Raw genomic sequence first — 15055 nt, forward strand, 5'->3', positions numbered from 1 at the left:
GGCACCGGCGGTGGTGCGCGGCGGTGCGCCGGGGCTGGGCGGCGGCCCGGTGCCGGCACACACCCACAGCGAGGCCCTGGCGGTGCTCCAACAGGCCGTCCGGGACAAGGCGCTGGTCTGGGTGGGTTACGTCGACGCGCACGGGGCGACCGCGTCGCGCCTGCTCAAGCCGGTCTCGATCGGTGCCGGCTACCTGCGGGCCGAGGACGAACGGACCGAGATGCTGCACACGTTCGCGCTGCACCGGATCACCGCGGCGGTGGTGGCGGACTGACCGACGGCGCCGCCGCTGGGCGCTGTCGGTCAGCGGCGGCTGCGGCGGACGGTCCCGACCACCGAGATGATCAGCAGCAGCGCGAAGCCGGCACCGGCGGACTCCCCGACCGAGTCGACGAAGCCCTGCTGGAGCACCAGCCAGCCGAAGAGGAACCACCCGAGGAGGAGCGTGGCCGCGACGACGTACGCGATCACGGTCGCTCGGGACACCTCGTCGGGTGGTGCTTGCTCGTGCTCCGCGATCACGTCACGGTCGACCGTCATACCCAGCCTCCCCGCCCGGTCCGGCCCTGGACTCCCAGGGTGACACTCGAAAGTCCGGCCGGACAGGGGGTCACCACCCCGATTCGCTGCGTGTCACTCAGGTGCCGGGGCGCCGGCCGATCAGCACCACCCGGGTGCCAACCTTGCCGAGCTCCCACATCCGGACGGCGTCGGCGTGCAGGAGGTTGACGCACCCGTGCGAGCCGATCGACTTCTCGTGCAGGTAGGTGGTGGTTTCGTGGAAGCCCATCCCCTGGGTGAAGTGCTGCCAGTACGGCAGCCACACCTCGTACGGGTCGGACCACTCCTTGGGGTTGCGGTAGTTGACGGTGTACGTGCCGGCCGGGGTGCGGTAGCCGGACATGCCGGTGCGGGTCACCGTCGGCGCCATGATCACCTTGCCGCCGCGGAGCGCCCAGACGGTCTGCCGGGTCAGGTCCACGCAGAACGTGGTGCCCGTGCCGGCCTTGCAGCGGGTCGTGTCGGTGGTGGCGAGGCGCTGGGCCACGTCGAGGGTGGTCGGTCCGGCGCGACCCTCGACGGGGCGAATGCCGTACCTCTTCTGGAACTTCTTGATCGCGGCGCAGTCGGCGGCGGACTGCCGACCGTCCACGCTCACCGTCCCGAACCCGCCCAACCGGGCCAGGTAGGTCTCCACCGCGCGCTGGTGCTGGCCCTGGGGGCAGCCGGCGACCGTCGGCGTACCGGTGCTGGGGGTCGTCGTGGGTGCTGCCGTGCGGGTCGGCTTCGGCGTGGGTTTCCGGGAGGGTTTCGGGGTGGGCGCTGCCGGCGTGGGCCGGCCGTGCTGGTCCGGCCCGGGCGTGTCGCTCGCCCCCGTTGCCTGTTCCGCCGCGCCGACCGGGGCGGCTCCCCCGCCACCACTCCCGCCGGACTGCGGATCGAACGCGCACGCACCCGCGCCGACCAGCACGACCACCACAAGGGCTACCAGCCGGGAAGTGATCCGGACATGCTTCATGTGCCCTCCCCAGACAGTCGTCCCTTTACTAGACGTTCGTGAGTGCCGTCACGGTTGCGGCTGGTGAGCAACTTTCTTCCGCCGTCCCGCATCGTGCAACACTGGATGGTCGGCCAGCGGCGGGTATGCCACCCGTTCCGGCCGGACGGCCAACCGAGGAGAGGACGCTGGCGTGAGCGGTGGACCACTGATCGTGCAGTCGGACAAGACCCTGCTGCTGGAGATCGACCACCCCGACGCGCAGGCCTGCCGGATGGCGATCGCGCCGTTCGCGGAGCTGGAACGCTCGCCGGAGCACGTGCACACCTACCGCCTGACCCCGCTGGGTCTGTGGAACGCCCGCGCGGCGGGGCACGACGCCGAGGGCGTCGTGGACTCGCTGCTCAAGTACTCCCGCTACCCGGTGCCGCACGCGCTGCTGGTGGACGTGGCCGAGACGATGGACCGGTACGGCCGGCTGCAGCTCGCCAACGACCCGGCGTACGGGCTGGTGCTGCGCGCACTGGACCGGCTGGTGCTGATCGAGGTGGCCAAGAGCAAGAAGCTCGCCGGGATGCTCGGCGACAAGATCGACGACGACACCATCCGGGTGCACCCGTCCGAGCGCGGCCGGCTCAAGCAGGCGTTGCTCAAGCTGGGCTGGCCGGCGGAGGACCTGGCCGGTTACGTCGACGGTGAGGCGCACCCGATCGAGCTGGCCGAGGCCGGCAAGGACGGGCGCAAGCCGTGGACGCTGCGCTCGTACCAGCGGGAGGCGGTCGAGGCGTTCTGGGCCGGCGGGTCGGGGGTGGTGGTGCTGCCCTGCGGCGCCGGCAAGACCCTGGTCGGCGCGGCGGCGATGGCCGAGGCGAAGGCCACCACCCTGATCCTGGTCACCAACACGGTCGCCGGCCGGCAGTGGAAGCGGGAGCTGATCGCCCGTACGTCGCTGACCGAGGAGGAGATCGGCGAGTACTCCGGCGAGCGCAAGGAGATCCGCCCGGTCACCATCGCCACGTACCAGGTGCTCACCTCGCGGCGCGGCGGCGCGTTCACCCACCTGGACCTCTTCGGGGCCCGCGACTGGGGTCTGGTCGTCTACGACGAGGTGCACCTGCTGCCCGCGCCGATCTTCCGGTTCACCGCGGACCTCCAGGCCCGCCGCCGGCTGGGCCTCACTGCGACTCTGGTACGCGAGGACGGCCGCGAGGGGGACGTGTTCAGCCTGATCGGCCCGAAGCGGTACGACGCGCCGTGGAAGGACATCGAGTCGCAGGGCTGGATCGCCCCGGCCGAGTGCACCGAGGTCCGGGTGACACTGACCGACGCGGAGCGGATGTCGTACGCGACGGCGGAGGCCGAGGAGCGCTACCGGATGGCCGCGACCGCCCGCACCAAGCTGCCGGTGGTCAAGGCGCTTGTCGACCGGCACCCGGACGACCAGGTGCTGGTGATCGGCGCGTACATCGACCAGCTGCACCAGCTCGGCGAGTACCTCGACGCGCCGATCATCCAGGGCTCGACCACCAACAAGGAGCGGGAGCGGCTGTTCGACGCGTTCCGGTCCGGTTCGCTGCGGACCCTGGTCATCTCCAAGGTCGGCAACTTCTCCATCGACCTGCCCGAGGCGGCGGTGGCGATCCAGGTGTCCGGGACGTTCGGGTCACGCCAGGAGGAGGCGCAGCGGCTGGGTCGGGTGCTCCGGCCGAAGGCCGACGGCCGGCAGGCGCACTTCTACACGGTGGTGTCCCGGGACACGATCGACACGGAGTACGCGGCGCACCGGCAGCGCTTCCTCGCCGAGCAGGGGTACGCGTACACGATCGTCGACGCCGACGATGTCCTCGGCCCGAAGCTCCCGACGGTCGACTGACGACGCGCGGCCGTTGATCGACTCGATTTTCAGGAAGTCGCGGTGTCCGGGGCGCTTTGATGCCCCGGTTTCCTGAAACCCGAGTCGATCAGGGCGGTGGGTTCGGGCACGGCGCGGGGACGGGGTGTCTGTCGCGCTCGCTATGGAGCCGATGTCGTAGACGAATCAGCCGTCCGGCGTGGACGGCGGCCACGGGCAACACCGGACGGGCGGCCTCGTGCGGCGCGCTCCGGACAGCCACGCCTTCGTGCACGCACGCCGGGCAGCCACGCCTCGTGCAGCGCTCCGGACAGCCACCTGGCGTCAGCGCTTGCGGGACTCCGCGACGAAGACCCCGCGCCCCGGACGACCGACGAGCACGTCCTGTTTCCGCAGCTTCGCCACCGCTCGGTGGATGGTCGACACCGACACGTCGTAGTGATCGGACAGCTGCTGGGTGGACGGTATCTGCGACCCGGGCGGGAACTCGCCCACCTTGATCCGCCTCAGCAGATCATCGATCAACTCGTTCATCGTCGGGGGAATCGGCACGCGGGGGCCCCTTGCAGTCGGTTGGCCCGCCCAGTATCGAGCACCGGGTGAAAGAGCGGCAACAACTGAAAGGAAAGCGGCAGCAACCGCAGCAGCGAGATTTGCTAGGTAGGAGAGCATTGACAGAGGTGAGAGGTGTCGGTAGCGTCGCTCTCGGTGATGCGGTGCTGCTGCGGTCGGTTGGCGCCTCTCGTACTGGCCTCGCATCGCCGCCGAGATCCGACCCGTCGAGACTCCATCCGCCGCGCTCCCCGGCGCGGCCCTGCTGCCGTACCCCCGAACGGCCGCGGGCCGGGCGGTCTCCGCCGACCGCAACCGGCGGAGACCGCCCCTCCACGTCGATCCCATCCGACGAAGGGCAGTCACCGTGCGCAACCTGATCCGTCGGCTGGCGAGCCGACGCGACGAGCCACCTCCGACGAGAAGGCGGGCAGAGCAGCCGCAGTCCTGGCAGAGCCACGAACGGTGCCGCCACCGATGAGCGACCGTTGGGTGATCCACCTGCCGATCACCGCGCCCGACCTGCTGCGCGCCCGGATCTTCGCGCGTACCGCCGCTCGGGTGTTGGTCCGGCTCAGCGCGCGGGTCGAGCCGGGCGGGGTGACCGTCTCGGCGGAGGACCAGCAGGGCGTACGACATTGGGTCTTCTGCGATCGGCCACTGCCCGGCGGCGGGCGGTGCGCTCTGCCCACCGACCACCTGTCGCCCTGCGCCCGACGCACGCCCAGGCCCAGCGGTCGGTGAAGTCAGCGCGTGGCAACGCTCACCGGGAGAAGCGGTCCACCAGCACCGCCAGCCGGCGGTCGTGGCCGGGGCGGCGGAGCCGGCCGCTGCGCATCAGCGTGACAAGCCCGTGCAGACCGCTCCAGAACGTCTCGGTGACCGTCTCCAGGTCGTTGTCCCCGACGACCGGGCGCACCGTCTCGGCCAGTTCGGCGAAGCCTCGGACCAGGTCCGTCGGGACGTCCTGAGTGGCGAACGGCAGGTCCACGGCGAGGGTGAACATCGCGTCGTAGAGCGCGGGACGCTGCTCGGCGAACGCGACGTATGCCGCCGCGACATCGGCGACCGCCTGCCGAGGGCTGGCCGCCGAGGCCCGGGCCGCGGCCAGGGCGTCGGCCAGCTCGGCGAAGCCCTCGACGGCGACGGCCGCCATGATGGCGTCCTTGCCCTTGAAGTGGCTGTAGAGGACGGGCTGGCTGTACTCGATCTCGGCGGCGAGCCGGCGAGTGGTAACCGCGTCCCAGCCTTCGGCTAGGGCCAGGTCGCGTGCCGCGGCGACGATCGCCTGTTCCCGTTCCGCCCGCTCGCGCTCCCGGCGCCCCTGCGTCGACATGTCCGCCATCCTAGCACCGCTAGATATCCGGTCGATGCTCTGCTAGCGTCGCTCTTGCATCTAGCATTGCTAGGAATTGGAGCGGATCATGCTGTCAGTTGTCGCCTACGGGCTCGCCGTTGTGCTCAGCCTCTTCGTCGCCTTCATCGGCGCGCGGTTCCTGCTGGTGCCCACCGCGTCGGCTGCCGGGTACGGCGTGCCGGCCCGGCCGAACGGAGATCCCGCCTATTTCACGGTCAAGGGCGTACGCGATCTCAGCTACGGCTTGCTCGGCTTGGCCCTGATCGCCTTCACCACCGCCGACGCGGTCGCGTGGTTCATGCTGATCGTCGCGCTCGTCCCGCTGGGCGACACCGTCATCGTGCTGCGAAACGGCGGAACAAAGGCGGTCGCCTTCGGCATCCACTTCGCCACCGCCGTCGTAGTCCTCCTCGACGCCGCCCTGCTGTTCGCCCTCTAACCCCACCCCACCCCGGACACGTTGATCAAGAGGTTTGCGTCACCGTCGGGCCGATCGATGACGCAAACCTCTTGATCAACGCGCCTAGTCGGGGTCGTGTGTGGGGGGGTCAGGACGTGGGGGGTGGGCAGCGGTCGGGGAGGGTGACCTGGCCGGGGCGGTGGTCGAAGGTGTCCATCGTGAACCACTCGTCCAGCTCCGGGTCGAAGAGGTTCTGCAGGCCGAACTGCAACACCTGCCACCACCGACTCGGATCGCGCTGGTCGACGTAGATGTCGCCGAGCGCGAGCGGGAACCGGAAGAACTCCCCCGGCACGGTGGAACCGCCGACGACTCCGACCCGCCAGTGGTCGACGTGCCGGTCCTGGTCACCCTGCAGGATCTCCGGCCCCACGTAGCGGGCGGTCTTCAGCTTGTCGTTGAAGATCTGCCGGTTGAAGAACCCCGGGATCTTGCTGCACGCGCGGGGCGGGAACAGCGGGATGTTCGGCCACTTGTAGGTGAGCGTGTAGAGCGTGTTCTCGTAGATCAGGTTCGTGAACCAGATCGGGTGGTCCGGGCCACCGGCGGTCATCTGACTGTTGCCGTCCCGGCCCTGCCAGCTGAACGGCACGTCGATGCCGAGGTCACGGACGACGTACCGGCCGGTGCCCTGGAAGTCGGCGGGGAGCAGCGGTGGGCGCGGCTCGCGCGGGTCGGGGGCGGTGGGGCCGTCGGCCTGGGCCGCGCGGGGCAGCGGCGCCGCCGCCGGACCCGGCGCGACCACACCGAGGGCGAACAGGCCGCCGGCCACCGCCGCAACCACAGTCCGACGTGTACGCGTCGACACCACCATCATCCCCCGCCGTCGCACGCCTGCCACCTGCCTTCGGCGAAGCGTAGGAGCAGCCAGAACGCGAGAACCGGCGGACCGGATGGCCTCCACCGGACGGGTGACGAAGCCGCGACCTTGATCGACTCGGGTTCCTGGAAAGTCGCGGTGTCCGAGGTATGTCGATACCCCGTCTTCCTGAAAGCCGAGTCGATCAAGGCGCGGGTCGGAGAGCACACCGGCCCGGGACCGAAAGCGGTCCCGGGCCGGCGTATCGCGGACCTGACTACCCGATCAACTTCCAGGGGCCGGACTTGTCACCCGGCTCCTGGCCGCGGGTCCACCACTTCGCCTCGTACACGTGGCCCTTGAAGGACACCCGGTCGCCGGCGTTGTAGACCTTGGTGAGGGTCCAGGCCGCCGGGCTGTTGTCCGGCGGGGTGGGGGCGATCTCCTCCCAGGAGCCGTTGCGGTCACCCGGCGTCTGGTTGCGGGTGTACCACTGGGCCCGCCACTTCTTGCCGTCGTACATCGCGAAGTCGCCCGAGTTGAAGACCCGCGACGGGGTCCAGATCGCCGTACCGTCCTCGGTCATGGCGATCTCCTGCCATGCGCCGTTGGGGTCGGCGCCCGGCTTCTGGTTCTTCGTGTACCAGGAGGCCCGGAAGACCCGGCCCTGGTAGGTCACCCTGTCGCCGTCGTTGTAGACAGTCGACGAACTCCACTCCGCCGGCAGGTTCACCGTCAGCACGGCGGTGGCCTGCACCGGCGTGAGCAGGTCACTGCCCTGGTACGACGCGGTCAGCGTGTGCTGACCACCCGCGAGGCCCACCGGGAGGGTGAACGTCGCGGCCCCGTTGGTGACCGCGGCCGAGCCGCGAACGGTCGTACCCTCGCGCAACTCCACCGCGCCGGTGACCGGTGTGCTGCCGGCCGCTACCCGCACGGTCACCGTCGCCGCGGTGCCCCAGGTGGTCGGGGCGGCGGTGACGGTCATCGTCGGGACCTGCTTGGCGGTCGCGAACACGGCCGGCTGGGCCACCGCCTCGCCGCCGTCGGCGCTCTTCGCCGAGACGATCCAGCCGTACGAGGTGCCCGGCAGGAGCTTGTCCCAGGTCGTGGTGGCGACACCGTTCGAGGTCACCTCGTCGGTGCCGATCGTGCCGGACGGCAGGTACGCGGCCAGTGAGTCGGTGCTGAACGACGTCTTGCGGGTGCTGAGGTCCACCGGCAGGGTCAGGTTGTCCTCCGAGCCGTTGTACCGCGGCTTGGGCTGGCTGCCGTCCTGGCGGATGTCGTACTCGGTCGCCCCGAAGTTCTTCAGAAACGGCGAGTACGTGTCGATGTGCATCTCGGCCCGGTCCACGTCGAACTGGAGCAGGCGCAGGAAGCTCGCCCCGAACTGCAACCGGTCGGTGGCCTTGTGGTCCGGGGTGCCGTCGCCGTTGACGTCGACGGTGCCGTCGGCGGCAACCTGCTTCGGCCAGAGTTCGGCCGCGGTGACCGTGTAGAACTGGTAGTCCGCGAGCAGCTCGACGACGTCGTGGCTGACGGTGACGCCGATCTTCGACTTCAGGTTGGTGCCGACGCCGTGCTCGTGACCGGCGAGGACCAGGAAGACGTTCGGGTTGACCTCGACGACCTGCTTGAAGAGCGGCGAGCCGTCCGGTGCGGAGAAGTCCGCACCCCGCCCGTCCGGGTTGGCCGAGGGCTTCAGGTAGTCGTGGGAGAGCAGGATCCCGTTGCGGTCCTTGTACCGCTTGAAGATCGAGTCAGCCCACTTGGCCTCGGCCGGCGTGACGCCGTACGACAGGCCGACCGCGACGAAGTCCAGACCACCGGCGGAGAAGAGCAGGTAGTTGTTCTGGTTGTCCCTGCCCGGCGTGACGGTACCGTCGGCCTTGGTCACCTCGTCCCACGCGTGGTACTCGGTGCCCTTCGGCCAGGACTTCGCCGTCCCGTAGTACCGGTCGGCGCTGAACGTCCGGCTGAACCGGGACGTGGGACCGGTCTCGGCACCCAACTGGTCGTCGTGGTTACCCGCGATGACCTGGTTGACGACGCCGTTGTCGTCGAGGATCTTCTGGAAGCCGGAGGCGGCGGCGAGTTCCTTCTCGACCTGCTCGTGCAGACCGGGCCGCTTCAGCGAACCGTCCGGGTTGGTGGCCAGCGGGTCGTAGTAGTCGTTCTCGATGACGTCGCCGGTGTGCGCGGCGTACGCGATCTTGCGGCTGGCCGCGTTGTCGGCGATCCACTGCATCTGGTCGCGGTACGCGGCCGACCAGATCGCCTGCTCCTCGACCGTCTCGACGTCCGAGGGCTCGGCCTTGCCGTCGAAGTCGTCGTAGGTGCCGCCCGCCGCACCCTCGGTGACGTACTGGGTGTCGGTGAAGTGCGCCAGCGAGAAGTCGTACGAGGCCGGGTCCTCGAAGCGGTCCTTGTCGTTCTGCGCCGTCGAGTCGTGCGGGGACAGGTCGTCGGCGAACGGGTCCTCGCCGGTGACCAGCACGTGCACCACACCACCGTCGCGGTAACCGGCCTCCACCGGCGCGGTCAGCACCGTCTCGCGCCCGACCTGGCCACGCGAACTGGTCAGCACGACCCAGGTGTCGGTGGCCGGGTTCCACGCCCGCAGCGCCACGATCCGGGCCGGGTCGATCGTGCCCGACCAGCGCAGGGTCGGCACCTGCTTGGTCGCCCCGAGCGGCAGGTCGTAGCGCTGGAAGATCACCCCACGGCTGGACGGGGTGTTGACCGTCGCGCCGTCGAGCGGACGCAGCGAGGCGACGTCCACGTTCCGGTCGTGCTGGACGTCGAGCGTGGTCGGCACGTCGGCCGCCTCACCCTGGTAGCCGCCGGTCGGCAGGACCACGTCCGCCTTGGTGAAGGCGGCGGTCAGCCCGACCCCCTCGGCACCGGGGATTCGCGCGGACAGCTCGGCCGAGAGCGGGTCGGTGTTCTTGACTGTCGAGTTCAGCTCGGTCGGGACGTCGGGGATGCTGGCGCTGCTGAACCGCACCTCTCGGGTGGCGGTGTTGCCGAGCGCGTCGGTCGCCGTGACCGCGATGGTGTGCTCTCCGGCCGGCAGGCCGTGGCCGATCTGGTCGCCCTGCTTGACGGCCGTGCCGTCCAGCGTGATGACCGGCGTACCGGCCACCCCGGTGGCGTCCTTGATCTTGACGTTGAGCGCCACGGTCGAGGTGAGCCGCTGCCCGGCCGCCGGGACGCTGTTCTCGATCTCCGGGGCGGTGTTGTCGGTGGTGAAGCGCCGCGTCGAGGTCTTGTCCCCGACGACCGCCTTGATGGTGTGGGCGCCGTCCGCGATCGACGTCGTGTCCACGTCGGCGCGCTTGCCCAGCGCCGGCAGCGCCGAGCCGTCCGCCGCCGTGACGTCGAACAGGACCGTCTTGTTCAGCACCGCGTTGTAGCTGCTGCCGCAGGTGCCGTCACCGACGTACGTGGTCACCTGGGAGCCGGCGGGGTAGCTCGCCGAGCCGATGGTGACAGTCGTCTGCGCGGTCGACCGGGTCAGCTGGGTCGCCTTCGCGCCGGTCGGCAGCAGTTGGAAGTCCCGCAGGGTGAAGTCGTCGAAGTTGTCGCAGCCGCCCGGCTTGGCGCTGCCGTGGTCGTTGCCGGCGACGAACTCCACGGCGTTGACGCCCGGCACCAGCCACTCGTTCGGGAAGGCGAGGTCGGCGACCTCCTTCTCCCACATGCCGATCTCCACCGGGATGCCGTTGACAAGCACCTTGTTGTCGTACCCGTTGTCGCTGCCGTTGCCGCCGACGAACACCTTCAGGTGCGCGTCGCCCCCGCTGCCGAGGGTGTCGACCGTCCGCGTCGTCGGGGCGTCCGAGATGGTGAAGTGGAGTTCGGCGTCGGAGTTGGCGGCGCAGGTGCCGTCGCCCAGCGGCAGCGTGGCGGCGGTCGTCTCCGCCTTCGTCACGGTCGTGCCGCTGGTGGTGACGAGGTACGTGGTGCCGGCGGTCACCGTGCCCGCCGTGCTCAGGGTGAGGCTCGTCGCCGCCCTGGTGAGTGTGAAGTCGTCGTGGTTGGCGCAGGTCGCCCCGTTGAGGGTGCCGTTGTAGTCGCCGGTCCGGATCTCGACGACGTTGTCGCCGAGGTGCAGGAACCGGGTGGGGAACGCCAGCCTGACGTCCTCCGCGCCGGTCGCGCCGTAGTCACCGCCGAGGTCGACCCGGTGGCCGTTGACCAGCGCGTAGTTGTGGTAGCGCGCCTCGATCGAGTTGCCGGCCGCGACCGCGAGGCCGAGGGTGGCGGTGCCGGCGGCCAGCGCCTCCGCGTTCTCGGCGGGCTTGTCGTCGATGGCCAGCGACTCGACGTGGTCCTGGCCGCCACTGGGCAGCGCGGCGATCACCGGTCGGGTTCCCCGTACGCGGGCACCGTCACCGGGGGTAACCACCGCCGCGCCGGCCGGAGCGTTGTTGACGTCCACCGTCACGGACGTCTTCGCGCCCGACTGGGTGGTCGCGCTGACGGTGTGCGTACCGTTGGCGAGCTTGGTGGTGTCGAGGTCGGTGCGCAGGCCGGACGTGCTGCCCGGCTCACCGGAGACGACGAACGTCAGGTCCTGGTTGAGCAGCTTCGCCGAGCTGCCGCAGGTGCCGTCTCCGAAGCTGTAGCTGAACAGGTTCTGCTCACCGTCGGCGACCACACCGAGCAGGCTGAGGCTGATGCTGCTCAGCGCGTAGTCGTCGTAGTTGGGGCAGCGGCCCCCCTCACCGTTGGGCAGCTCCTCGTAGCCGACGGCGGTCTTGGTGGTCGTGTCGACCCAGTTCGCTCCGGCGTGGACGGTGATGGTGTTGGCCCCGGGGCGCAGCCAGTCGCCCGGGAAGTCGAGGGTGCCGACCTGCCCACCGGCGAGGTCCGGGAGGTAGACCCGGTCCGCCTCGGCGGTGTGGGCGTTGACGGTGACGTAGTTGCGGTAGCGGGCCTCGGTGCCGTTGCCACCCATCTCGAAGGCGAAGTGGGCGGTGCCGGCGGTCTTGTCGGCGCCGACCTTGTCGCCGTCGACCGCGAGGGTGGTCACCGAGTCGTTCTCGGTGACCGGCTCGACGACGACGGGGACCTTACCTTCGAGGTTCTGCCCGTCGGCCAGGTTGATCAGCGGCGTGTTACCGCTGGTCGGGACCGTCTGCGCGCCGGCCAGGCTGGGGCCGAAGGCGGTCGCCGGTCCGGCGATGAGGACGAGCGCCACCGCGGACAGGAGTCCGCGTGTTCGCTTCCTACGCGCACGTGGTGCGTGCGTCATGGCGAGGTTGCTCCTTAGTGAAAGGTGAACGCCACCGACGCACGAAGAAACTCGCCACGACACCGCAGGGCCGACGAGCGGTTGAGGGCATGCCAGCGCTCCGGTCCACACGTGCTGTGGCACGCCGGCGGGCGCGGCCGTTGGATGACCCTGCCGGCTCTGTGCGAACTCGCCAGCCAAACCGGATGAGAGCCGGACGCTGTACGGATGAACAGTTAGTTGATCAACGGCATGACAAGGGGCCGGCGAGTCGCCTTGAGCGACTCGCCGGCCCCGACGTTCAGCGGAGGGCTATCCGGCGCGGAACGCCACCCAGGCGTCGCTCATCCGGTCCGCCTGCCCCGGAGTGAACATGTTCATGCAGGAGTCCTGCGTGTAGTCCATGAAGTTGTGGATCGGGTCCAGCCCGGGCGCGGTGCAGGAGTCCGCACCCACCGGGCAGTTGAACTGCGGGGCCGCCTCGCGCGGGGTGTCCGCGACGAAGTCGCCGGACGCGGAGCAGCCGTGCGCGAAGGTGTGCTCCAGCATCAGCCAGTGCCCGACCTCGTGCGTCAGCGTGTCACCCAGGGCGTACTTGCCGGCCGTGCCGCCCGGCATCGACTCGTCGAGCATCACCACGCCGTCGACGTAGTCGCGCCCGTTGTTGTAGCCCTTCGGGAAGTACGCCCAGCCGAGCAGCCCGTCGCCGATGTTGGCCGCGTACACGTTCAGGGTCTTCGAGTCGCCGGTGTACAGCGCCTTCTTCATGTCCCGCTCGTTCTTGCCCGGCACGACCGTGTACCAGGCGCTGTTCACCGTCCACGTCGTGTCGACGAGCGAGAACCGGAACGGAGTGTTGGCGGCGTCTCCCGCCGTGCGGCCCGCGAACGAGTCGTTGAGCACCGTCATCTGCGCGGCGATCAGGGTGTTCCACCGGGTCGTCTCGGCCGCGGTGAGCGGATGGTCGGAGATCATGTGGAAGACCGTCGGCACGGTGACGCTGCCGTTCGGCAGGCGCGGCGCGTCCTTGATCACGCCGTAGGCGTTGGCTTCGTTCGTGGAGTACAGCTCCGGCTCCTGGGCGGTGGCACCCTCGGCTACCCGGGCGGCGCTGTGCGCGTCGGCGCCCGGCTCACACGCGGTGACGCCCGGGGAGGCGGTCGCGGGCGCGGCCGTGGCCAGCGCCCCGGAGGCACCGCCGGACGCCAGGAACGTCGCGGCGGTGGCGGTGAGGACCGCCAGTCGGAAGGTCGATCTTCTGCGCATCGGTGCACCTTTCGATGAGGGAGGCGGTGCGGGGTCGATGACGTCGCTGTTCGGTATGAGAACACGCCGACGACATCGACGAAAGACCCTCTGAGCAGGGCAGACGCCGATGTAACGAAACCGGGCCGGCAAGCGCTGTTTGAGCCGCTCCGGCGGAGTTCAGAGGACCCGGGTCACCCGTTCGGCGGCGACGACCGCGTCCCGCCGCGCCGGGTCGAGGTTGGCGCTGATCACCACGGACGCACCGGCCGAGAGCGGCGCGAGCAACCACTTCAGCGGCTGCTCGGTCTCGGCGGCGTCGACAAGCAGCCGGTCGCCGGCGCGCAGGTCCAGCATGGTGGCGAACTCCTGGGCGAGCGCACCCCACTGGCCGTAGGTGGTGCCGTCCGCGGTGGCCGGGTCCGACGGGTGGATGGCGGTGTGGTCCGGCACGCCGTCGCCGTGCCGAAGCACCTCGGCGGACCAGTCCAACCAACCCAACGGCACGTCGGTCAGTTGCCCCGGCCCGGTGCCGACGAGATAGCGGTGTGGCGCGTCCGGCACGTCCTCCAGCCAGTCGTCCTGCCGCTCCGGCGTCACGAAGACCGCGTCGAACGGCCGGTCGCCGCCCGGTTCGAGCACCGCCAGGCCCGCGGTGGCGCGCGGTCGGAACGACACCGCCAGGCCGGAGGCCCAGGCGCCCAACAACACCGCTGCGGTACGCCAGTGCGGCGGCAGCAGAACCGCTACGCGGCTGCCGGGGCCGAGCCGGCAGCCGTCCCGCAGCAGGCTCGCGCTGCGCGCCGCCCACGAGCCGACCTGCTGTGCGGTCAGGTCGACGCGCTCGCCGGTCGCCTCGTCGCGGTAGCTGAGCAGCGGACGCTCGGCCTCGACGGGCCGGGCCGCCAGGTCGGCAGTGACGGTTGGCCGCATCTCCACGCTCCCCGGGTCGACGTCGGCACCACCCTACTCAACGACTTTGGTCGCACCGGTCGTCGGCCGATGGCCGTATCGGGTGACCGGGTGGCCCGCGCACGGTGCAGGTGACCCCCGAAACGACGTCGAGGAGCGCCGATGCCGACCGAACCCGACCCCGCTGACCGCCCTCTCGCCGCTGACCGCCCGGTCGCCGCTGGCCGCCTGCCACTGCGCCGACGGCTCCTGCCGGTGATCGCGTTGCTGCTGCTCGCGCCGTGGGCGGCCGAGTGCTCGTGGGGTGGCTTCGCCATCGACGACTTCCTCCCGGTGCTGATCTTCCTGGGCCCGATGTACGGCGGCGCGGCGATCCTCATCCGGGAAACCGCCCGGCACCTCGGCGCGGGCTGGCCGACGATCGTGCTGCTCGCCGCCGCCTTCGGCGTACTCCAGGCCGGGCTGGTCGACCAGTCGCTGTTCAACCCCGACTACCTCGACGACACGCAGTACGCCGACACCCGGGCCGCCGCCGAGGCGTCGCTGGTGCCGGGGTTGGAATTCAGCCTCCGGCAGGCCTTCGACTACGTGGGCAACCACATCGTGCTGACCATCTGCGCGCCGATCGTGCTCGTCGAGTCGTTCCTCGGGTCGGAGCGGCGTCTCGGGCCGTGGCTGGGCCGGCCCGGTCTCGCCGTGGTCGGCGTGACCTACCTGCTCGGCAGTCTGCTGATCTTCTCCGACGGCAGCGGCCGGAAGGGTTTCCTGGCCAGCCCGCTCCAACTGGCCTTCGCCGCCGTGCTGGTCCTCGCCCTCGTGGCGGTCGCCGTGCTGCCCCACTGGCGTCGCACCCACCCGCGCCGGGCCCGTCGGGTGCCCCATCCGCTCTGGGTGGGTCTGCTGGTCGTCCTCGTCCGAACCGGCGGCGACCTGACGCCCGGCTGGGTGGGAGTGACGATCGCGCTGACGCTGGCCGCTGCCGCCGGAGCCCTGGTCGCGTACTGGTCGTCGGGTGCCGGTTGGGGGCAGCGGCACGTGCTCGCGGCCGGCTCGGCGGGCCTGGTCACCGCCGCGGCGTTCGCGTACCTGGTGCCGCCGTACTCCCCGGCGAGCCCGGCGGCCGCCCTGGCCGGCGACG

Annotated in this window: 13 protein-coding genes; 5 read left to right on the forward strand and 8 right to left on the reverse strand. The window is 70.5% G+C overall.

Going from position 1 to position 15055, the window contains the following annotated elements:
* A partial coding sequence (locus tag PSH25_RS32580; RefSeq protein WP_238662716.1) for a WYL domain-containing protein occupies window positions 1-274 on the forward strand: 274 nt, incomplete at its 5' end.
* A 29-nt stretch (window positions 275-303) separates the two neighbouring features.
* On the opposite strand, the gene PSH25_RS32585 is transcribed toward PSH25_RS32580, so the two are convergent.
* Both PSH25_RS32585 and PSH25_RS32590 read right to left on the reverse strand, forming a co-directional pair.
* Window positions 304-540 (reverse strand): hypothetical protein, encoded by a 237-nt coding sequence (locus PSH25_RS32585; protein ID WP_238662717.1) that lies wholly within the window; start codon window positions 538-540, stop codon window positions 304-306.
* 97 nt (window positions 541-637) lie between these two features.
* Window positions 638-1519: a L,D-transpeptidase family protein gene (locus PSH25_RS32590; RefSeq protein WP_238662718.1), complete on the reverse strand. Its 882-nt coding sequence runs from the start codon at window positions 1517-1519 to the stop codon at window positions 638-640.
* Window positions 1520-1691: 172 nt separating this feature from the next.
* On the opposite strand from PSH25_RS32590, the gene PSH25_RS32595 reads away from it, so the two are divergent.
* Window positions 1692-3371, forward strand: a complete 1680-nt coding sequence (locus PSH25_RS32595) for a DNA repair helicase XPB (RefSeq protein ID WP_124854244.1) — start codon at window positions 1692-1694, stop codon at window positions 3369-3371.
* A 303-nt stretch (window positions 3372-3674) separates the two neighbouring features.
* Here PSH25_RS32595 and PSH25_RS32600 read toward each other — a convergent pair whose 3' ends face one another.
* Complete coding sequence (locus PSH25_RS32600; protein ID WP_238662719.1) at window positions 3675-3902, reverse strand: winged helix-turn-helix domain-containing protein; 228 nt, start codon at window positions 3900-3902, stop codon at window positions 3675-3677.
* A gap of 477 nt (window positions 3903-4379) precedes the next feature.
* Between PSH25_RS32600 and PSH25_RS32605 the strand changes: the two genes are divergently transcribed.
* Entirely contained in the window at window positions 4380-4646 is a 267-nt protein-coding gene (locus PSH25_RS32605; protein ID WP_238662720.1) for a hypothetical protein, read from the forward strand.
* 19 nt (window positions 4647-4665) lie between these two features.
* Here PSH25_RS32605 and PSH25_RS32610 read toward each other — a convergent pair whose 3' ends face one another.
* Complete coding sequence (locus PSH25_RS32610; RefSeq protein ID WP_238662721.1) at window positions 4666-5238, reverse strand: TetR/AcrR family transcriptional regulator; 573 nt, start codon at window positions 5236-5238, stop codon at window positions 4666-4668.
* A gap of 88 nt (window positions 5239-5326) precedes the next feature.
* Between PSH25_RS32610 and PSH25_RS32615 the strand changes: the two genes are divergently transcribed.
* The gene (locus tag PSH25_RS32615) at window positions 5327-5698 is read left to right on the forward strand and encodes a DUF4267 domain-containing protein (protein ID WP_238662722.1); all 372 of its coding nucleotides are present in this window, start codon (window positions 5327-5329) and stop codon (window positions 5696-5698) included.
* A gap of 109 nt (window positions 5699-5807) precedes the next feature.
* Here the strand turns inward: PSH25_RS32615 and PSH25_RS32620 are convergent, their stop codons facing one another.
* From PSH25_RS32620 to PSH25_RS32640, 4 genes are all read right to left on the reverse strand, one after another.
* A complete protein-coding gene (locus PSH25_RS32620; RefSeq protein ID WP_238662723.1) occupies window positions 5808-6503 on the reverse strand; it encodes a hypothetical protein in 696 nt (231 codons plus the stop codon).
* A 292-nt stretch (window positions 6504-6795) separates the two neighbouring features.
* Complete coding sequence (locus PSH25_RS34090) at window positions 6796-11727, reverse strand: carbohydrate-binding protein (protein WP_308193773.1); 4932 nt, start codon at window positions 11725-11727, stop codon at window positions 6796-6798.
* 345 nt (window positions 11728-12072) lie between these two features.
* Window positions 12073-13026 (reverse strand): zinc metalloprotease, encoded by a 954-nt coding sequence (locus PSH25_RS32635; protein WP_238662724.1) that lies wholly within the window; start codon window positions 13024-13026, stop codon window positions 12073-12075.
* 159 nt (window positions 13027-13185) lie between these two features.
* Window positions 13186-13938, reverse strand: a complete 753-nt coding sequence (locus PSH25_RS32640) for a TIGR03089 family protein (RefSeq protein WP_238662725.1) — start codon at window positions 13936-13938, stop codon at window positions 13186-13188.
* Window positions 13939-14079: 141 nt separating this feature from the next.
* Here PSH25_RS32640 and PSH25_RS32645 point away from each other — a divergent pair.
* Window positions 14080-15055 (forward strand): hypothetical protein (locus PSH25_RS32645; RefSeq protein ID WP_238662726.1); only part of this gene is annotated, 976 nt, incomplete at its 3' end.

This window comes from Micromonospora foliorum, from assembly GCF_022229015.1.
GTDB classification, from domain to species: domain Bacteria; phylum Actinomycetota; class Actinomycetes; order Mycobacteriales; family Micromonosporaceae; genus Micromonospora; species Micromonospora foliorum.

Coding starts and splice junctions, on each gene's coding strand:
- PSH25_RS32605 (WP_238662720.1), top strand. CDS start 4,380: ATGAGCGACCGTTGGGTGATCCACCTGCCGATCACCGCGCCCGACCTG.
- PSH25_RS32610 (WP_238662721.1), bottom strand. CDS start 5,238: ATGTCGACGCAGGGGCGCCGGGAGCGCGAGCGGGCGGAACGGGAACAG.
- PSH25_RS32635 (WP_238662724.1), bottom strand. CDS start 13,026: ATGCGCAGAAGATCGACCTTCCGACTGGCGGTCCTCACCGCCACCGCC.
- PSH25_RS32615 (WP_238662722.1), top strand. CDS start 5,327: ATGCTGTCAGTTGTCGCCTACGGGCTCGCCGTTGTGCTCAGCCTCTTC.
- PSH25_RS32590 (WP_238662718.1), bottom strand. CDS start 1,519: ATGAAGCATGTCCGGATCACTTCCCGGCTGGTAGCCCTTGTGGTGGTC.
- PSH25_RS32640 (WP_238662725.1), bottom strand. CDS start 13,938: ATGCGGCCAACCGTCACTGCCGACCTGGCGGCCCGGCCCGTCGAGGCC.
- PSH25_RS32585 (WP_238662717.1), bottom strand. CDS start 540: ATGACGGTCGACCGTGACGTGATCGCGGAGCACGAGCAAGCACCACCC.